Consider the following 19,423-nt stretch of genomic DNA (forward strand, 5'->3'; position numbering starts at 1 on the left):
CCAAAATAAATACGACTAACAGCACAAACTATTCAAAATTATTTCAAAGTGAAAACAGTCTGTCAAAATTATTTACGAAGTAAAATTAACTCTAGTTTTTATTTTTTTGTTATTTTTTTAAACTTTTAGCCGAAAAATTAATTGTGGCTACTTACCAGGTCTACAAGGTTTCCAAATCTATTGTTTATTTGATTAACGAGGCGTTAACAAAGTGAGTGAATTGCTCTGCTAGTAAGGCATTTGGAACATTTGTTAAAAGGTTGTGGATAAATGAGGGGCTATCTGACTAAAGGTTTATGATTTACCTGTGTTATATCTTAAAGTGATTTGGCCATTTCAGCTTATTTTCCCCAGAACACGAACAGTAAACAGACTTGACCAGAATTTATTTCAAAATGTAAAGCGGGCAGATTTATCTAGCACCCAATGCACCTTGTATGACCAAATCTATATTTCGTATAGCCGTCATTGCTATACTTTGCTGCGTAATTGGCGGCAGTTGCCTGGCAGTTCAAGGGAAAACAGCATTTTCAGCCAAGCTCGTTTCACTCAGTTTTATCAATGTTGAGCTGGGCGAGATTCTGAAAAGCATCCAAAGTCAAACCGGGCTGGCCTTTTTTTATAGTAACAATGTACTGGATGAACATGAAAAAAGGACTATTAAAGTAAGTAATGTGCCAGTTGAACAGGCGCTTTCCCTGCTGCTCGATAGCAAAAAATTTAGTTGGCGCATCAATGAGAATGCCAGGTCTATCCGGATCTCCGGTCGGGATAATAAGGCAGCTGCAGTAGCTCCAATCCTGGCCGACAGTAGTATTAAAAATGCTCTGACCGGTCGGGTAACCGACGCTACCGGACATCCACTGATCGGCGCAACAGTCCGCATCAAAGGAAGCCAGTTGGGAGCCCAGGCGGATGCTACCGGTAGGTTTGAAATAAAAGATGTTCCTCCGGATGCTATTGTACAAATTTCCTTTACCGGTTACCAGCAGCAGGAGGTTTACCGTGGCGGCCGACGACTGTTAGATGTTGTATTGACGGCTTCCTCCAGCGAATTATCCGAAGTAGAGGTGGTATCTACCGGTTATCAGAAGTTACCAAGGGAGCGAGCCACCGGGTCGTTTGCTTTTGTGGATAATAAGACCATTAACCGCTCGGTAAGCACCTTTATATCTTCGCGTATTGAAGGTGTGACCAGTGGTGTTTACTTCAATAAGCCGGCCAATAGAATCGGAGGAAATCCCAACAATGGAGGGGATCCAGATATCAGTATAAGGGGGCGTAGCACGCTGTTTGCCAATACTTCGCCATTAATTATATTAGATAACTTTCCGTATGAGGGTGACCCGGCGAACATTAATCCCAATGATATTGAATCTGTTACGATCCTTAAAGATGCGGCTGCCGCTTCTATCTGGGGAGTACGTGCAGGAAATGGGGTGATTGTGTATACCTCAAAAAAGGGAAAGCTTAATCAGAGACCTACCGTCTCTTTTAACACGAACCTTACTTTTGGAGGGAAACCAGATGTTTTTGCAGTGCCCCAGATGAGTTCTGCTGATTATATCCAGTTTGAAAAATATCTTTTTGATAATGGAAAATATGACATTTTTCTCACCTATTTGCCCTACTTCACCCAATCTCCAGTGGTGGACATATTAGACAAAGAAAAGAACGGGCTCATTGGCCATGATCAGGCTGCCAGCCAACTTGCAGCGCTTGCCGGCTATGATGTGAGAAGAGACTATTCTAAATATTTTTTACGGAAGCAGGTTAATCAGCAATATGCGTTGAGTGTCAGCGGAGGCACTAGCAATAATCAATACTATATTTCTGGTGGATTTGACAGAAATCTTTCGAGTCTCGTTTCAGACGCCTATAACAGGTTTACTTTAAATGCGAGAAATGTTACCCGGATGTTTGATGACAAACTGGAATTGTCGGCCGATTTGCTTTTTACTAAAAGTATCAATCAGACCAATCCTCAATTCTACAGTTTTCAGTATCCTTACGAGCGGCTTCTGGACGAAAACGGAAACGCGCTACCCGTCATCAGGGATTACCGACAAGCCAGTAAGGATGCCTTGTCTGGTAAGGGGTTACCCGACTGGAATTATTATCCATTTAATGAGCGAAAGAACAATGATAATAAAACCGGGGTAAGTGATTATAGGATCAACATCGCACTTCGCTACAATATCTACAAAGACATCGTGTCTCTTACTGGAAATTACCAGTACCAGCAGGGCAATATTGATCAGACTATTTTATATGATCAGAACACCTATTATACGAGGCTTATCATCAATAAATTTGCTCAGATTGATCCCTCCGGCGCTATTACCTATCCCGTTCCTTTAGGCAGTGTATACAATATTGTCAATACTGATTATAAAAGTAACACGGGAAGAATTCAATTGAACTACCGCCAAGTGTTCAATAAAAAGCATGAAGTGAATGTTCTCGCCGGATTTGAAGTCAAAGACTATAACAGCTATACCTTAAATACTAACCTATTTGGGTACAATTCCGATAATGCTACCAATATACCAGTGGACTATTTTTCCGATTTTACAACGGCCATTGACGGAGGCATAACCAGAATACCTAACATTTATGGTCAGTCCGGCATTACAGACAGGTTTATATCTTATTATGCCAACGGAAGCTATACGCTAAATAATAAATACATTCTTTCTGCTAGTGCCCGTAGGGATGAATCAAACCTTTTCGGGGTAGATGCTAATCAGAAAGGCGTGCCTTTATATTCATTGGGAATGAGTTGGAACATTTCAGAGGAACAATTCTATAAAATTGCCTTCCTGCCTTATTTAAGATTTAGGGTGACGGATGGTTATAATGGAAACCTCAGCAAGAATTTATCAGCCTATACAACCGCAAAGGCATACAATGTCAATAACTACAATGCGCCCACCCAATCTATTGTTAATCCGCCCAATCCTTCGTTAAGCTGGGAAAAGGTAAATGTCATTAATGCCGCCCTTGATTTTGCGACCGTGAAAAACCGATTGAGCGGCAGCATCGAGTTTTATATAAAAAATGGGAAGAACTTGCTAGGAAACAGTCCCATTGCTGGTCAGACCGGCGTAATACAATTTACAGGAAACACGGCTAATCTCAAAACAAAAGGCTTTGACCTGACTTTGAATAGCATAAACACAAGTGGGGTCTTTTCATGGACCACCAACTTTTTGCTCACGCATGTTAAAGACCGGGTGACTGAATATAAATTGCAAACAGGTACTAATAGTTATTACGTGACCAGTAATTTTTCCAACCCTATGGTGGGCCGTCCTTATACGGCAATATTTGCCTATCCGTCGGCGGGCTTGGATAATACGGGTAACCCGCAAGGTTTTTTGGATGGAAAAGTGAGCACGGACTATGCCGGCATATTGAATTCAACTGATATGGCACAATTAAAGTTCATGGGTAGTGCCACCCCCACGACCTTTGGTAGCCTGCGCAATAACTTCTCATACAAGCACATGGATCTTTCTTTTAATATCATTTATAAGCTAGGGTATTATTTCAGGAGGGGATCTTTTAATTCCAGTTCTTCTTCCTTTCAGCAGGCAGACTATGAGAAAAGGTGGCAGCAACCAGGGGACGAATTGACCACCAACGTGCCCGCTTTGTCCTATCCATCTGATCCCCAGCGGGATTTGTTTTATAATGGATCAGAAGTATTAGTAAGCAAGGCAGACCATGTCCGGTTACAAGATATTCAGGCGGGATATACCTTTAAGTTTTCATCTAAATTATTTTTTAAGAGTTTGCGAATATATGGGTATGTAAATAATATAGGCATTATTTGGAAAGCTAATAAGCAGGGCTTAGACCCGGATTATGTGGGAGGAGGCTATTACAATATCCCCAATCCCAGGAGCTATTCAATCGGGGTTAATGTAAATCTCTAACATTAAAAACTGTGACCATGAGTACCAAGATAAATATTGCCATAGCATTTTCCATTTTGACGGCAGGCTGTACTAAAAGTGATTTTCTTGAGAAAAAACCCAACACCGGTATAGTTATACCTAGCACTATCACAGATATGACTCAATTGCTGGATAATCAGACTGTGATGTTATACAATGCTCCATGTACTGGTACTTTATCAGCTGATGAATATTATTACTATTCCCTGGATGACTTCAATGCGACTGGCACAAAGACGGAGAAAAATTGTTATACCTGGCAAAAAGACATTTATCAGGGCGAGAACCGGATACCGGATTGGAACAATCCATATCAGGCGATTTTTTACTCAAATGTAGTGCTAGAACAATGGGATAAACTGGCCACTGTGGAGAAAACTACCAATGAAGGTCGATTCGTAAAAGGCTGGGCCTTATATGAACGGGCGTATAATTATCTTAACCTGGTACAAACGTTTTCTCCTGCATATGATAAAGGAACAGCAGCAACTGATTTGGGGGTACCGATCAGACTTTCCGCCAATATTAATGAAATTAAACAGCGCGCTTCGGTGGAGGATACCTATAACCAAATCCTCAATGATTTGAAAGGTTCGATTACCTACTTTACGGATATTTTCCCATCTCAAAATCTAAATAGGCCTTCCAAGGTCGCTGCTTTTGGGTTATTGGCCAGGGTATATTTATATATGCGCGAGTATAATTTGGCAGGAGCCTATGCGGACAGTTCTCTGTTACTGAAATCAGATCTGATTGATTACAATACAGTAAGTACTACCGCTAGCCGTCCATTTACTATTTATAATCCTGAAGTATTGAAGCTCTCTCTTATGAGCCAGGGATATTTGGCGGCTACCCTTGCTGGTGTTTCAGCTGTTGATACAGCCCTCATTAATATGTACGAAGATACTGATTTAAGGAAATACATATTTTTTAAAGAAGACAAGGGAGTATATCTCACTAAAAGTAGCTATAATGGTAAAGGTTTTTATCCATTTACCGGTGTTGCAGTAGATGAGCTTTTTCTAATCAAAGCGGAAACATTGGTAAGAGCGGGTCAGGTTATGAGGGCAGCGGAGTATTTAGATCGATTATTGACTAACCGCTATACTACAGGAAACTATAAACCGATTTCCTATAATACCGGTGACGAGTTATTGCAACATATACTAAATGAACGTAAGAAGGAACTGGTACTTCGTGGAGTCCGATGGCCGGATATAAAGCGATTAAACAAAGGAGGTGCAAATATCACATTGAGAAGAGAATTAGGAGGGACAAATTATGAGCTTCTTCCAAATGATCCAAGATATGTAATGCCAATCCCAAGTGATGAAATAGCATTAAGTCACATTCAGCAAAATGTCCGATGATCTCAGGAGTTGTGAAATGAATGATAATTATTATGAAACATAGAATCCTTATTTTTTTTCTAATTCACTTCTTCTGTGCATATGGATATGCCCAAAAGGCGGGAAAGTCCATCGAACTATCTGGCGATTTTCACACTGGTACCTTGGATGGACATACTTTGAAGATCACCACTTTTGATATGTATACCCGAAGAGGCGCTAGACATGTGTTGGCGCAACAGGAAGTTGCCGTAATTTCTGGGAAGTTTTCAACCACTATTTCGATAGGGGGAGATTTGGGATATTTAAATATTGTTGTTCCTGAGAAATATGATGCCGATAACATTTCTTATTCCACTTTTTTAGTTGAAGCTGGCGACAGCGCGCGCCTATGTTTGGTAGATAGTACTATTAAATTCAAAGGAAGAGATAGCGCTAAATTTACCTGTCAGTTAGAACTAGCCAAAATAGCTTTTCAGTACCCATATACAGGTGTTGATTCTGATTCTGGTTTTTTTGATAGTATTGCATCCTATAATGAAGATATACTCAGCAGGCAGTTGATATTTTTGGGCCAGTATCACAACAAGTTTGATAAGCAGTATTTTAATGTCTTGGCATGTAGCTTTAGGTTTAAAAGTTATTACACAACTGTTTCAAGTTTAAATTACCCAACAGTAGACGAAGATAGCATCAGACTTAAAAGAAGACTTAACTTCCTGTCTAAATATTTCGATGAAAAAACTAGCGTAGGGCAGCACCATAAAGAATGTAGTTATTCGTATCAGTTTATTGATTTTCTATTTGCCAAAGAAGTTTTTAATTGGGATAATTCGGCTGGTAATCGGGCATTCTCGGATCTGTACCGATCCATAAAGCATAAATATAGAGGGGTAATTAGAGATCATTTGCTTGTGTTATCCCTGAATGCCAAGCTAAGCTCAAGCCCCAATCGGGAGGGGTACATTGAGAAAGCGCTTGAAGTAGTCAATGATGACGTTTGTAGAAGGATTCTTATGGAAATGAATACAACACAGAAGTCAGGTGTGGTAGCTTACAATTTCCAACTTCAGGATACATCTGGAAATATTGTTTCGTTATCAGATCTCAGGGGAAATGTTGTAGTACTTGATTTTTACTTTACAGGTTGCACTGGATGTATTGCTTTAGCAAAAGCAATGAAGCCTGTTCTGGATTCAGTGAAACCGTTTTCCAATATTAAATTTGTTTCCATTAACGTAGATAAAACACCCGCAATGTTCAGAGCAGCAGTTAAGTCAGGACTTTATACCCATTCTGAGAGTATAAATTTGTATACAAACGGAAAAGGGATGGATAACGATTTAATTAGATACTATAATATTCAAAGCATGCCTGCTTTAATTATAGTAGATAAGAATGGACGATTGTTAAGCAGAAACCCTCCCAGGCCAAGCACCTCTGATATTCAAGTTACCAATCGTTTCATTGATTTGCTTAGATCATCTTTGTAAAGCAGATGATTTTTAAAATATTTCAGAAATGAATGTAGCACTCAACTGAGTGCTACATTCATATAAGCATTAAGGAATGTAAAGTGTCTTATTTGTAGAAGGAACTGCGCCAGCTGCAATTAAGGCTGCCTCTGAGATTGGAGAAGCCAAAGGAGTTGAGGCAGTGTAAGTGTAATGGCAAGGTTTAGTTGCGGCTGTTTGGCAATCACCATCATCAAATACTACCTGGCGAGTATAGGTGCCGTTATCAGATAAATTCACATACTCAAAAGTAGCACGATAGTTACCAGCAACAGCTGTTGCTAATCCGATGAAGCCTGCGGCTACAACAAAAAGAAATTTTTTCATTTTTTTGTGTTTAAATGGTTAAAAAAACTGGATTGTTTACTTGCAAGTATTATTATATTTATCTGGCATAAAATATTCTCTAGGTCCTTGTTGATGAAATTGTACAATGAGGGTTACTTACTGTTCTTAAGTTTGTATATTTCCCGTCATTTAATTCATTTGTGTAACTTGAAGTTACAAGATCCCCATTGCTGCCATTTTTAAGAGCTTCCACCGTTCCTGTTAAAATTGCAATACTTAAGAATTCGGGTTAGAAAATAGTAGTTCCTTTGCAATTCACTTAAATATGTTTGCTATCATTTCACCCTGTCTAATATTCAAAATATCTATAATCGAAATCATGTCCAGTGAAGTATCCATTAGACTTTAATGCTTCAAATAATGCGTCGGGCATTGAATTGAACTGAAAATTCGTTGTTGTCCAATAGCTGCAGAATGTGCCTGGATGCGGAAGACAGTTGCCTTCATCGTAGGAATTTATTTTAAAGGCACTATCTCCTTGTTGAACCCAGAAATATGTGGTGTCTATTTGTTTTTGATTCATCGCGACTCCGGCCATCGAAATTGTAAATGTGGCAATCATAAATGCGATTTTCATAAATGTAATTGTTAACAGGATGAATAATACTCATTAACCAGCTGAAAATCTCAATGGTTTACCTTTCTTAATATTTAGTTCAATTCTTCTGTTAATCCATAACGCCCATATATTTATAGCGACAAAGTATAAATTAAAGAGGAGATGCCCCTTCCATTCTAGCGCACTGATAACACCTCCACAACTGCATGGTATACGCCCGTAGTAATTTAACTGTATCAACGATATATATCCGGTGAAAGTTATTAACATTGCAAGGCTGATATAGAGCCCGATTTTTCGATATTTTGGAATGGCAAGTATAATAACTGTTATGAATTCCACTGCTGGCAGTGCATAAATTAGAAAGTTTCTGAAGGATGGATACAATGGTTGTGCTTTCATAGAAGATATATATCGATCTACCTTCATTAGTTTACTTACAGGTGTATAAATAAAAAGAATGACCAATGCTGCGATTAATATTTCAAGTGCAAGCTCATTTTTCCCCTTGTAGAATAGATAACCGACCAATAGAAGAACGGTACAACCAATAAGTAGTAAGACTGTTAATAAAGAAGATAGTTGATCCATATGGCTGTTGTGATTTTAATTTTGAAAATTAATCCAGAATCCGACATCCTGTATGTTTTGAGGGAATTGCTTTTTCTTCCTTCAACTTTTTTTCGCTGACAATTACCCCTAAGTCTTTGTCTGATTCATAGCTGCATGGATGATTGCCGTTTGGATTGCATTCACCCTGATGATTTTCATTAGCTTTGATGTATGCTCCAGCCCCGCAAACATAAACATATAAGTACCACTTTCCTGGCAGTGTTACACTATCTATTCTGGAATGCTGAGTATAAGATGTAAGAAGCATGAGGATTCCGATAATACACATATTTTCGATTTTATCTACTCCACTATATAGCAACCCTTGAAGCTTCCAGGTGTTGCACCTGCTGCTACCAGGCTGGCTTCATAAGTATACGCACCAAGGTCGACCGGACTAAGATATACGCATGGTTTCAGTGCCGCTAAATGACAATGTGCTGGATTGTAGTTTGATACTCTTGTGTAGCTGTAGAACGAGTCACATATATTTATATAATAAATGGTTACCCTTTTGCTTTCGGCATATGCGTAGCTTACTCCAAATGCTAAAGCAAAAGGCACAATAAGGTTTCTAATCCATGTCATAACGGATAGTTTACAGGATTCTGTGTTTAATCCTGGGGTTCAATTAATCCTTTCGGTTATTTTGAGTCGTGCTAATGGTTTCTGATTACCACATAAAGCTAATATTGATAACTGCAATAGTTCTTCAGTAGCCGGATTTTTTACTTTATTTTTTACTGTCAGCGGAATGCAGGGGAGGATCATATTTTATAGGAGACGGCTCAATTTACCACCATTGATCCATATGCTGCTATATATTCAGTAGGCATATACACAAGATCCGGTTTATCGTACTATTCAGTATTGAGAAGAAAATCAAATAGACAAGGATATAGTAGCGTGAATAGTACTAACGAGGAAGATTGGGTGTAATGTAAGTATTGAAATACCAAATTTATTGTTAATAGAATAGGGATCAGAAGGATAATTGGTTCCTATATATGTGGATATGGGAGCACCGTATCTAAAATGAGCTTTTTTAAACGATTTTTAGACCTTAAAATTTTCCACTTATTAATTAGGATAGGGCGTTTGTTCCTGTTGTCGTGTAGACAAAATTAATTAAAACATTCTATTTTTAATGCAACGATTAAGCACTCTAGCAAGAGTGCTGATTAGCCCATGGATATTTGAGTATATTCTTGCTGCCTATACATTCAATTCCGATAGCTTACCCTGAATATTAGTGAAAATAATGATGGAGCGAAAAGGATTTTCCAAATCCCGCTCCTGGAAACCTAAGTCTGGGAATATTTAAAAATAATAAAATATGAATTATAGAGAACACGTGGAAAGTAATCCATTTATTTACCTGGTGACTACCGCAATTCTTACTGTCGGACTAACTGCGACAACAGTGATCTGGCATTATGAAATGCTGCTGAAAAATCATGACATGGTAGAAATAGGGACTTATACGTTGAATTCAAAGTTAGTAGAAAGTTGGGTGCCTAAGTAGGAGTATGATATACTATATAGAAAATTTAGTGTACAAGAAGAACGACCTGATAATCCTGTGATAGTCAACTTGGTCAGGCGGGTTAAGATCATTAATAATGACAGCGTGGATTATTACGCTATTAAGATTTATAAGACAGGTCTGGTCACAGACTACGCGAAAGCATTAAGAGATACACTAAAAAATCTTGGATATTTTAATACCGAATTATTTAGGAGCATGGATAATAATTATTATGTCATGGTATATGGCTTCGCCTGTATAGGTAAAGGAATTAGAAAGGCGGAAAAGAGCGTTAGAAAGATATTGCAAAGGAAGCAGTGCGAGATTGAATGCGTAGACCTGACTACGCATTCGACAGAAGGCTTTGTTGAGTACAGGGAGAAGACAATATTTCAGTACTATGTTCCCAGGGGAATTTGAGAATAATGAGGTATCAATTCTAATTGCTTTTTTTTTGTATATTTAATTTATTCAGAAATTTAAGATAGATAACCGCTGTCCAATTGTAATGATCTAAAGTAAACTAAATGGCAGAAATTTATGATGAAAACCCTAAGCGTATACTGGGAATTGAGCCGGTAATTACCTCAGTCGCTGAGGCTGAGCTAGTTCATAATAGCCTTATAAGATATAGGTCCTATTTATTCTTTAGTGGGATAATGGACGGCCAACCACATTATCGTGGAGAGCAAAATTTCGGATGGGACGTTCGTCCGGGGCTGTTTCGAGGAGGTGAGGCTCATCTTAGCAGCTCAGATGCCAAAGTGTTAGAAATGCGCCTTGTCGGTGAGTTTGAAAGGGAAATTACCACACTTTTTAGCTCACAGGCGTTAAGACATCTTTTTGATGGAGAGACTTACGGCAGAAAATGGGATAATCTTTTCCAAGCTCAGCATGCAGGCATCCGAACGACTATTGTAGATTTTTCGTTTCATTGGGAGCGAGCATTATTTTTTGCGGTCGAGGAAAGCTCCTTGCGGGATATCGAAGCAGCCGATGCGCAATTCTGGGCTTACCTATATGATAATGAACGCCTTCTAAAGCATAGTACAGTTCCGCTTCGCGATACCTATTATGACCAGGACCCTGAATGTTTGGCTTCAGGTAGGATGGTAAATGTCCCCTTTTACCTGAGTGAGATTGAAAACCGGATTTTCGAAGGGAGAATGTATAAACAAGTAGGACGCTTTTACATCCCCAGCCGAGACAAATGTTCGATTCCATTAAATCATCAGGAAGATATTGCGCCTTGGTTATTCCGTTTCCGCATACCGGCAGCATGTAAGGCTCCCATCCGGGAGGAATTGAAAGCAATGGGATTGGATAGAGACTATCTTTATGTTAAAGAAAATCCCGAACATCAAGCTATTGTTACTCAGATTAATCAAAGGATTTGTGGATGGTAGTTATTTTAAAGGCCAACTTAATTAAAGGTCAGTTTAGATAACTGTACTAATTACGTGGTTATCTATATTCCCAGAAGCAACTTAGATAAAGTCCTTGTTGGATATTATTTTATTAAATTGCATGCAGTACTATACCTAACCCTTTTATGAATAAATGGAAAATTTACGCTATTGTCATGAGCCTTATCGCCTTTGGTTCATTAAAAGAAACATTCCGTATACTCACTTCGGATGAACCTGATATAGCAACCAACAGAGCGTCTATACTGCCCATCGGCCTTCTTTTAACCTGTGTTTTTATATTTCTGGCAATCCGGTTATGGAGAAAAGCGGGTAATCGAAATCTTTCATAACCAACAGGTTTTATAATATGGCTATTATCGCGACAGATGGTGGATTTGACCATGATTTTTCACAAGAAGTGGACTGTATTTACAAAGGCGAGCGGTACGCCGTACGGGACAATGGTCAGGTATTCCGGTATCCTCTAGTTGGTAAACGGCCACGCCCGAACGATAACCAGTGGACTTTTGGCAAACCGAATAGCAAAAAAGGCTATATGGAGATCGCCTCGGTCCATATTCATCGGATAGTGGCCATTGCGTTTCATGGAAGACCTCCATCCCCAGGCCATGTTGTTGACCACATTGATACCAACAAACGGAATAACCGGCCAGAGAACCTTCGGTGGGTTACCCGGCTGGAAAACATATTGCTTAATCCAGCTACAGCAAAGCGTATTGCAATCGTTTGTGGTAGTGTAGAGGCGTTTCTTGCTGATCCTTCGAAATTTCGTGATAAGTTCCTGGAGCCAAATTTTGAATGGATGCGCACCGTCAGTAAGGATGAAGCGCAGTTAAGTTTAAAACGGCTGTTGGCATGGGCTGCTAGCGATAAGCACCCAACAGGTGGTTTATTAGGGGATTGGATTTTTAACCGGTATAATGCCCCAAAACAGCATATATCAACAGCTTCTAATGGGCCTGATATTATTATGTCCAAAACCGCGGGTGCTGCACAACTGAATTGGCGTCTTCCTATGGAGTTTCCCTGTTGCCCACAGGAATATGTAGCGGCGCCATTGATAGCATACACTGAGAGATTAGAAGCGAGTGCAGTGTTCTGCCGCAATGAGGTTTATTCCTCTTTGGTATCAAAGAGAGCGATGTCCGACGACTGCCAGTCGATTTATGTTATATCTGAATCCATTAAAGGCAGCGGCTCAGTCAAACCCTGGGCACTTGCGAAGATAACCTATGAGGATGACCTGTTTGTGCACACAAGCATCGGTAGCTTCTTTAGTCAAGAAGGGGCGGAAAAGCAATATTGTATGGAACTGGGACTTGAATGGTTGGGAGGCGATACCTTTGATGATTGTTGCTGACGGGGGTAATTGTCTTGGGTTTGTTGACCTTGTATGGCTCTCATTATTTAGGGATATGAAATAACTGGAGTCTGGATGTTATAGTATAGAAAAAAGCTACGCTTACCAATTTGAGAGGTTATTTCGTAGCTTTTTTCGTTGATTAGATGTTATTGGAAAAGTGGAAAGATCATCCAAAGCAGCCCGTATATGAATAATAGCATAATTAGGAGCATGATGATACTTTTTATTCCAGGGTTCTGGAATTTGAATTTCACGTATTTAATTGAGATCGTGATAACTTCCTTTCTTGCCATTTAATTAATTTTTTGGCGTTAGTTTTATGTGGCCTTATCAAAGCCGTACTTCTTGTATCGCTGTGCAGATTACAAATGTACCAGCTGTCGTTGAGCATCGTTCAACGGATTTGCAACGATTTTGCTTGTGGTATATCATCCTCATATACCCGTCCCGTAACCAAATTCCTGACGAATGCAATATTACTCCACGAATGGCCTGAATTACTTTGTGAATCTTTCCGGCTCCTCATAATTTGCTGATAGATAAAGATTTTGCTCCCTTAAGAATCTATTGGGAGTAGTTTTCCCAAATAATCTGAAATAACAATAGTACCTGAAGGATTTATCTGTGTATTATAGTAAAGCTTATATAATTCTATAGGTACTGGCGAGGTGAAATGGTTCCTATATATGAAATATAGAAGGGATGGAATTGTGCTTCTGGAATGAAGGTAAATTTTTTATGAGTAATGACCAACCAGATCACCATTAAGAAAGAACAACGATAAGGGCGCTGCCTGAGCGCTTTTTAGCCCGCGCGTATCTCAATGGCCGGTGTTGCTGGCTTTCCCTTGAATGTTAGAGAAAGGTAACTATCCGTCGAAATGGCGGTAATAGCGTCATAGCCGGAGAGGTTTGTGTGAATAGAGATTTGTGAATTATTAAAATTAAAATGATGGAGACGGAAAAAGTCTTATTTAGTTATTACAAAATCGATGATCATTTTATTGATGATCGGGAATTTGGTATCGCAGTAGATGATATCATCAGGATTGCCAATGAGAGAGGAGGGGATAAATACACTGAGCAGCAATCCATAAAGGAGGCATATGGTGGGGTGAAGCTGCGGGTGTTCTTTAGCCTTAGGAAGGCGCCAGCCAGGTGGAGACATATTTTTGGGAAGATTGTGAAGAAAGGTGAGCCTATTACGACCTGCGAGTCGGTTATCCCCTCCTATATCATGTTTGCCGAGGTAAAGAAAAGAATTTTTGCTGTCACCGGAGGTCTCGGATCATTTGCCATACAGGGATTTGTGTCCCAGAGCTTTGGTTTTGATATTTTATCGCGGTTAATCAAGGCCGATAGCCCGGTAATCAAGTCTTTTCAGAATAGAGGGGTGACCGGGGTATTGCTGGCACAGTCCAAGCATTTCAGGAAAGACCGGCGTTTGATGGATGAAAACAGTTTTGGGCAGATCTATAAGGAACTCAAGGCTGATCTGGACCAGCGGATATTGATAGATATATTTGGTTTTAAAGCCTCGGAGCTGAAGCGAAAGGTATCTGGTTGCCTGGCTAAAACTACTTTCCAGATCAGTAAGCCATTAGATGAGGAGGGGTTTGTTGCAGTCGCCAAGCGGCTTAATAAGCTACTGAACCAGCCGCCCAATTTTTCCATTAATAATATGGAGCTGATTTCCGGTAAGAAGCATCATAAGTTGATCCGTCAGCTGCAGGAGGCGTTTATCGATAATATCTACCAGGGATATGTGGATGGGGAAGTGCTGGATATTGATTTTTGTCACCCGGAGGTGGATAAGTACCGTACAGCGGCCTATTACAGCCTGCCGCAGACGGACTTGCCATCCAGAGAGGAGGCATTTGAGCTAAATGAATTGCTAAGGGAGCTGCAGGAAGCAGGCAAATTGGACGTTAAGGATATGCGGGGATTTCGGCGGTTGCTACAGCATACCGTGGTACAAACCGAGGATGAGGCTGGACTCCTGCTTACCAGCGGATCTATCTACGAGCATTTAAACGGGGAGGTAACGATGGAGGGAAAGACTTACTTTTTCATCGACGGCAGCTGGTACCGGATTAAAGCGAGTTTTGTGGCGGAGTTAAACAGGGAGCTTAAGCAACTACTGGAGCAGTATTGGGATAATACCCTGATCACTGCTCCTTTTGATACCAGCGGTGGAGAGGGGGCTTTTAATCTGAGCTTTGCCGGAAAACCTGGATTTATAGTGCTGGATAAGATCGTCCCGGAGCATATGGAAGCTTGTGACCTGTTAAAGCATGGTGAAAAGGGGCTTACCTTTTCCTGTTGAGGCAGGAATTGATCAGGTCCTGGAGGCATTAGCAGGGATTTTTGAAAGTAACGGAGTACCTTTTGACAACAGCAAAATAGATATAAGAAGTGTTGATGAAGATAGACCTGTTATTATAGTGGTGATCGCGTTCCCTGAATATAGTTGGGAATAACGGGGTAACAAAGGGGGCTGTCTAATGATGGTGGTGCAAGCAGGAAAGATAGAGCGGTGGAATATCTAACAAATGGACAGATCACTAGCTTCAATTATCCAAAGAGAGACCTTTAGGAACGAATAACTGCGGGGCATCAAATTGCCATTCGATCGTTGGTTTTTAAATCAAAAAGCAGGAGTTAAACCTAAGTTGCAGAAGTTGTGATTTAATCTGACAGTTGGGTTAATTTTAAGTAACCACACTTATTCATTAACCCTTTAAACTGCCAGAAATGAATACAGCAGTAAAGTTAATCAAAAACAAGGTAGGCCTGTTAGAATTGGCCGAAGAATTAGGTAACGTATCCCATGTGTGCAAGTTGTTTGGCTACAGCAGGGACAGCTTTTATCGATTTAAAGAATTATATGAAGATGGAGGCGAATCGGCCCTCCAGGAGATTAGCAGAAGAAAACCAATACTAAAGAATCGGGTTGAGCCACAAATAGAAGCAGCTGCGATAGAAATGGCTATAGAACAACCCGCCTTTGGCCAGCTAAGGGCAAGCAATGAACTGAAGAAGAAAGGTGTTTTTATATCGCCTGCAGGCGTACGGGGAGTCTGGCTAAGGCATGGGCTGGAAACGCTTAAAAAGCGACTTAAGGCATTGGAGGAGAAATCTATGGCTGAAGGCTTAATACTTACAGAATCACAGGTTATAGCGCTGGAAAGGGCAAAAGAAGAGAAAGTGGCTCATGGAGAGATAGAAACCCATCACCCGGGTTATCTTGGAGCACAGGATACATATTACGTAGGAACTATCAAAGGGGTTGGAAAAATCTACCAGCAGACCTTTATTGACACCTATAGCAAGGTAGCATTTGCCAAGGTGTATGATCGAAAGCACGCAATTGTTGCAGCTGATATGCTAAACGACAGGGTGATACCTTTCTACGACGAGTATGGAGTTCGCCTGCTGCGAATTTTAACTGATCGTGGTACTGAATATTGTGGAGCCAGGGATCACCACGAATTTGAGCTTTATCTGGCATTGGAGGACATAGATCATACCAGGACCAAGGCGAAAAGCCCTCAGACCAATGGGATCTGCGAAAGATTCAATCGCACCGTCCAGGAAGAGTTTTATTCGATAGCATTCCGAAAAAAGATCTATTCGTCTCTGGAGCAGATCCAGCGCGATCTGGACGACTGGATAGATCACTACAACCGCAATCGGACACATACTGGCAAGTATTGTTTCGGACGGACACCATTGCAAACTTTTGAAGAAACAGTACCTTTAGCAAAAGAAAAGCAGCTAGACGACCTTCCGCCAGCTGCTTAAAATATCACCCGACTGTCGGAGCAAATCGGAACTATTACAGATTAGTTGACACAAAAATCAATATTTGTCTTACTACCTCTTTGATAACTTGAAATTATCGTATACAATTTTTAACTTGCAGAAAATGCTCACTATAATCACAAGTGTAATCCAGTGAGTAGATTCAAGCTCTTTTTATAAACTATTGAAATTCAAAACAATGCAATATCAGGGCGTCGTACAGTCGTCCCGACAGAAACAAAAAGCCTTTATATCGCAAGATGTAAAGGCTTTTTTGTTTTATTCCAACCCAGCTCAATTCGCTACATCAGCTGCTTCTTATGCGTTAGTTTCAAGTTCATAGCCGCTGATACGTATAACAACAATTTAGCTATTCGGATCAGGTTCCGGTTTTTTCCTCAGTTTTGATATGAATATCCAGGCAGCGCGCCCACAATAATACCTTCATCTTCCCATATCTTTTTTACAGAGAGCTATGTAGGTCTGTCCTGTAAAGTAGGAGATTGCTTTGTACCTCGCAATGACGTTGAGAGATATATCAATTTATTAAACACTTAACGAGGCGTGTTCGGTTTATTATTTTAGACTTATCGCTATAAGCTCGGGTCAAATTCCACAATCCATTCAATACCATATTTGTCTCTAAACATTCCGGCGTATGTGTTCCAGGGACTGTCGCCCATGGGCCCTTCAATCTCTCCTCCCGCTGATAATCCATTAAATATTTTATCGGCTTCTTCACGACTTTCAGTGCTCACAATTATTTTAGACCTATTCTCGTTTTCGTTTACTCGTCCCATAAATTCAGGAACATCATTGGCTATTAATACATTGTGCTTGCCTATAGGTAAACCAATGTGCATTATTTTATTTGCTTCGTTTTCCGCAACCTGAAATTCGGGGCCCGACAGATCCTTGAAGCGAATGATCTTTGTGAACTCTCCGCCAAAAACTGATTTGTAAAAAGTGAATGCTTCTTCGGCATTGCCATTGAAGTTGATCCACGGATTGATTGTTCTCATAATTTTATTTTTAAGGGTTTAATTTTTTCTGCTTATGCTATTCTGTATTCCTGTTGTCAATAGGATTGACAATTTTCTTCCTATAATTTCTGTGATAAGGCAGGCAACAGATTATCCAAATTGTTCATTAGCATCTTAAATCCTTCGGTAAAGCCCATTTCAATCATCTTCTCCATACGGGCAAGGGATTCATTAAAAATGGTGATACTCACTTTAGTTCTGCCATTTTGTTGGCTGAAATTGTAATCCCATTCAGAACCAGGCAATTCAGGATTTCCGTCTTTGTCTGCAAAAGAATTATACATTTTAAAATTTGTTTTCGGAGTAATGGATGTGTATTTCTGAATAGCCCAACGCTCTTGTCCGTCGGGGCTTATCATAGCATAAAATCTTTGCCCTCCAACTCTGAAATCCATATACTTGGTTTGGGCGCGCATTGGTGCGGGTGCTCCCCACTGGTCCAGTAATTCCGGCTTAGTAAAAGCATCCCATACCAAAGAAAGCCCGGCATCAAATTCTCTGGTGATATATACCGTTTTCGCTGCTTTGTCAACATTAAAATCAAATAGCAGATCGTTATTCATTTTTTCTGTTCTTTAATTGTTGATAATAATTCGTCAAGTTGATTAAATTGAATTTCCCAGCTTTGTCTGAATTGGGCTAACCAGTTGTCAAATTCCTGCATTTTTTTTGCATTAAAATGATAATAAATCTCCCTGCCGTTACGCGCAGGCTTAATTAATTCGCATTCATGCAATACTTTAATGTGTTTCGATACCGCCTGCCTGGTCATGTCAAATTTTTCGGCCATCGTATTTGGTGTTAATGGCTGGATAGCGATTAACGTTAAAATAGCCCTGCGTGTCGGATCTGATATGGCCTGGAATATATCCTGTTTCATTCTTGATTATTAATTGCGCAACTCTTAGGTTGCAAATATATATGCAACTTTTTAGTTGCGCAAATTATTTGGGAATTTTTTTGAGAGAAGCGCGATAGAGTATATCAGGCAAATCGTAAAAGGTTTGAATTTGTTAGTTTTGTTAAATGGAAACAGGAATTCCGGGATTGAGTTGGGATGAATCAAAACTCAAAGGCTTTAAGGTACATGAACTATCCCCATCGGTCGATGTCCCGGCCAGAACGGGCCGGCGTGATTTTTATAAAATGGGCCTGGTGAACGGCGATATGACAATTGACTATGGAGGCCAAATTGTGGAGATCAAAGGCACTGTGCTCTTCTTTGTCAATCCCAGAGTTGTCCACTCCATTGTCCGGCGTGTCAGCCGAACCAGCGGCTACGCGTGCATATTTACCGGGAGTTTTATTAACACCCGGGAGTTGCAGGACTCCCCGCTGTTCCGTGTTGGAGATAATCCGGTTATCTCCCTGAAGGAAGACCAGGCATTCTTTATCGGTACTATCTTTAAAAAAATGTTAGCGGCGTACGCCAGCGAGTATACTCATAAAGCTGATCTGATTAAAAGCTGCATTGCTTTAATAATACACGAAGCATTGGAGATTCAGCCGCCCCAACGGACTAAGTTATTCATTACTGGCCCTGGTCGCATTGCACACCAGTTCATTGATCTGCTGGAAAGACAATTTCCAATCGAGCGTAGCAATGATCCGCTCAAACTTCGCAGCCCGCAAGACTTTGCGGCAAGCCTCGCTGTTCATGTTAATTATCTGAATCGCGCAGTAAAAGAAGTAACGGGCAAACCTACTTCTGCACATATCGCCGCCCGTGTCTCTGCTGAAGCCAAAGCGCTTTTAAAGTACACCGACTGGAGTGTAGCCGATATTGCCTACGCACTGGGATTCGATTATCCGGCTTATTTCAATAACTATTTTAAGCGGATAACCGGAACCACACCCAATTCTTTCAGGAAAGTTTGAAAATTATAGTTATTGGTTTGATGGTGAAGTG

16 protein-coding genes are annotated in these 19,423 nt (G+C 40.3%); 9 read left to right on the top strand and 7 right to left on the bottom strand.

Translation table 11 applies throughout. From position 1 onward, the window contains the following. The first annotated feature begins 437 nt into the window (after positions 1 to 437). Genes ABIE50_RS15660 through ABIE50_RS15670 form a run of 3 tightly spaced genes read left to right on the top strand, consistent with a single transcriptional unit; the run spans position 438 to position 6,807 of the window. Positions 438 to 3,941 (top strand): SusC/RagA family TonB-linked outer membrane protein, encoded by a 3,504-nt coding sequence (locus ABIE50_RS15660; protein WP_209867391.1) that lies wholly within the window; start codon positions 438 to 440, stop codon positions 3,939 to 3,941. A 17-nt stretch (positions 3,942 to 3,958) separates the two neighbouring features. After that, positions 3,959 to 5,335, top strand: a complete 1,377-nt coding sequence (locus ABIE50_RS15665; protein ID WP_209867393.1) for a RagB/SusD family nutrient uptake outer membrane protein — start codon at positions 3,959 to 3,961, stop codon at positions 5,333 to 5,335. A 32-nt stretch (positions 5,336 to 5,367) separates the two neighbouring features. Next, entirely contained in the window at positions 5,368 to 6,807 is a 1,440-nt protein-coding gene (locus ABIE50_RS15670; protein ID WP_209867394.1) for a TlpA family protein disulfide reductase, read from the top strand. Positions 6,808 to 6,876: 69 nt separating this feature from the next. Here ABIE50_RS15670 and ABIE50_RS15675 read toward each other — a convergent pair whose 3' ends face one another. The 4 genes from ABIE50_RS15675 to ABIE50_RS15690 form a co-directional block, all read right to left on the bottom strand. Then, a complete protein-coding gene (locus ABIE50_RS15675) occupies positions 6,877 to 7,155 on the bottom strand; it encodes a hypothetical protein (protein ID WP_209867397.1) in 279 nt (92 codons plus the stop codon). A gap of 310 nt (positions 7,156 to 7,465) precedes the next feature. Further along, positions 7,466 to 7,753, bottom strand: a complete 288-nt coding sequence (locus ABIE50_RS15680; protein WP_209867398.1) for a hypothetical protein — start codon at positions 7,751 to 7,753, stop codon at positions 7,466 to 7,468. A gap of 33 nt (positions 7,754 to 7,786) precedes the next feature. Then, positions 7,787 to 8,326, bottom strand: a complete 540-nt coding sequence (locus ABIE50_RS15685; RefSeq protein WP_209867401.1) for a MauE/DoxX family redox-associated membrane protein — start codon at positions 8,324 to 8,326, stop codon at positions 7,787 to 7,789. A gap of 28 nt (positions 8,327 to 8,354) precedes the next feature. Continuing rightward, complete coding sequence (locus ABIE50_RS15690) at positions 8,355 to 8,636, bottom strand: hypothetical protein (RefSeq protein WP_209867403.1); 282 nt, start codon at positions 8,634 to 8,636, stop codon at positions 8,355 to 8,357. A gap of 1,341 nt (positions 8,637 to 9,977) precedes the next feature. Here ABIE50_RS15690 and ABIE50_RS15695 point away from each other — a divergent pair. The 5 genes from ABIE50_RS15695 to ABIE50_RS15715 all read left to right on the top strand — a co-directional run bounded on the left by ABIE50_RS15695 (position 9,978) and on the right by ABIE50_RS15715 (position 16,471). Beyond that, positions 9,978 to 10,295 carry a hypothetical protein gene (locus ABIE50_RS15695; protein WP_209867404.1) on the top strand — a complete coding sequence of 106 codons (318 nt, stop codon included), beginning with the start codon at positions 9,978 to 9,980 and terminating at the stop codon, positions 10,293 to 10,295. 107 nt (positions 10,296 to 10,402) lie between these two features. Further along, entirely contained in the window at positions 10,403 to 11,281 is an 879-nt protein-coding gene (locus ABIE50_RS15700) for an FRG domain-containing protein (RefSeq protein WP_209867406.1), read from the top strand. Positions 11,282 to 11,651: 370 nt separating this feature from the next. After that, on the top strand, positions 11,652 to 12,665 hold the full coding sequence (locus ABIE50_RS15705; RefSeq protein WP_209867408.1) for an HNH endonuclease signature motif containing protein: 1,014 nt from the start codon (positions 11,652 to 11,654) through the stop codon (positions 12,663 to 12,665). 954 nt (positions 12,666 to 13,619) lie between these two features. Further along, positions 13,620 to 14,993 (top strand): DUF6119 family protein, encoded by a 1,374-nt coding sequence (locus ABIE50_RS15710; protein ID WP_209867410.1) that lies wholly within the window; start codon positions 13,620 to 13,622, stop codon positions 14,991 to 14,993. A gap of 428 nt (positions 14,994 to 15,421) precedes the next feature. Beyond that, positions 15,422 to 16,471 carry an IS481 family transposase gene (locus ABIE50_RS15715; protein WP_209867412.1) on the top strand — a complete coding sequence of 350 codons (1,050 nt, stop codon included), beginning with the start codon at positions 15,422 to 15,424 and terminating at the stop codon, positions 16,469 to 16,471. A 593-nt stretch (positions 16,472 to 17,064) separates the two neighbouring features. Here ABIE50_RS15715 and ABIE50_RS15720 read toward each other — a convergent pair. The 3 genes from ABIE50_RS15720 to ABIE50_RS15730 all read right to left on the bottom strand — a co-directional run bounded on the left by ABIE50_RS15720 (position 17,065) and on the right by ABIE50_RS15730 (position 18,394). Next, positions 17,065 to 17,493, bottom strand: coding sequence for a VOC family protein (locus ABIE50_RS15720; protein WP_209867414.1), 429 nt, complete (start codon positions 17,491 to 17,493; stop codon positions 17,065 to 17,067). An 80-nt stretch (positions 17,494 to 17,573) separates the two neighbouring features. Further along, complete coding sequence (locus tag ABIE50_RS15725; RefSeq protein WP_209867425.1) at positions 17,574 to 18,077, bottom strand: SRPBCC family protein; 504 nt, start codon at positions 18,075 to 18,077, stop codon at positions 17,574 to 17,576. Then, complete coding sequence (locus ABIE50_RS15730) at positions 18,074 to 18,394, bottom strand: ArsR/SmtB family transcription factor (RefSeq protein WP_209867427.1); 321 nt, start codon at positions 18,392 to 18,394, stop codon at positions 18,074 to 18,076. The genes ABIE50_RS15725 and ABIE50_RS15730 overlap by 4 nt, the downstream gene beginning before the upstream one ends. A 146-nt stretch (positions 18,395 to 18,540) precedes the next feature. Between ABIE50_RS15730 and ABIE50_RS15735 the strand changes: the two genes are divergently transcribed. After that, positions 18,541 to 19,392, top strand: a complete 852-nt coding sequence (locus tag ABIE50_RS15735; RefSeq protein ID WP_209867429.1) for a helix-turn-helix domain-containing protein — start codon at positions 18,541 to 18,543, stop codon at positions 19,390 to 19,392. Positions 19,393 to 19,423: the final 31 nt, after the last annotated feature.

Origin of the sequence: Chitinophaga sp. OAE865 (genome assembly GCF_040546735.1) — a bacterium.
In the GTDB taxonomy this organism is placed as follows: domain Bacteria; phylum Bacteroidota; class Bacteroidia; order Chitinophagales; family Chitinophagaceae; genus Chitinophaga; species Chitinophaga polysaccharea_A.

Coding starts and splice junctions, on each gene's coding strand:
- ABIE50_RS15660 (WP_209867391.1), top strand. CDS start 438: ATGACCAAATCTATATTTCGTATAGCCGTCATTGCTATACTTTGCTGC.
- ABIE50_RS15665 (WP_209867393.1), top strand. CDS start 3,959: ATGAGTACCAAGATAAATATTGCCATAGCATTTTCCATTTTGACGGCA.
- ABIE50_RS15670 (WP_209867394.1), top strand. CDS start 5,368: ATGAAACATAGAATCCTTATTTTTTTTCTAATTCACTTCTTCTGTGCA.
- ABIE50_RS15675 (WP_209867397.1), bottom strand. CDS start 7,155: ATGAAAAAATTTCTTTTTGTTGTAGCCGCAGGCTTCATCGGATTAGCA.
- ABIE50_RS15680 (WP_209867398.1), bottom strand. CDS start 7,753: ATGAAAATCGCATTTATGATTGCCACATTTACAATTTCGATGGCCGGA.
- ABIE50_RS15685 (WP_209867401.1), bottom strand. CDS start 8,326: ATGGATCAACTATCTTCTTTATTAACAGTCTTACTACTTATTGGTTGT.
- ABIE50_RS15690 (WP_209867403.1), bottom strand. CDS start 8,636: ATGTGTATTATCGGAATCCTCATGCTTCTTACATCTTATACTCAGCAT.
- ABIE50_RS15700 (WP_209867406.1), top strand. CDS start 10,403: ATGGCAGAAATTTATGATGAAAACCCTAAGCGTATACTGGGAATTGAG.
- ABIE50_RS15705 (WP_209867408.1), top strand. CDS start 11,652: ATGGCTATTATCGCGACAGATGGTGGATTTGACCATGATTTTTCACAA.
- ABIE50_RS15710 (WP_209867410.1), top strand. CDS start 13,620: ATGGAGACGGAAAAAGTCTTATTTAGTTATTACAAAATCGATGATCAT.
- ABIE50_RS15715 (WP_209867412.1), top strand. CDS start 15,422: ATGAATACAGCAGTAAAGTTAATCAAAAACAAGGTAGGCCTGTTAGAA.
- ABIE50_RS15720 (WP_209867414.1), bottom strand. CDS start 17,493: ATGAGAACAATCAATCCGTGGATCAACTTCAATGGCAATGCCGAAGAA.
- ABIE50_RS15725 (WP_209867425.1), bottom strand. CDS start 18,077: ATGAATAACGATCTGCTATTTGATTTTAATGTTGACAAAGCAGCGAAA.
- ABIE50_RS15730 (WP_209867427.1), bottom strand. CDS start 18,394: ATGAAACAGGATATATTCCAGGCCATATCAGATCCGACACGCAGGGCT.
- ABIE50_RS15735 (WP_209867429.1), top strand. CDS start 18,541: ATGGAAACAGGAATTCCGGGATTGAGTTGGGATGAATCAAAACTCAAA.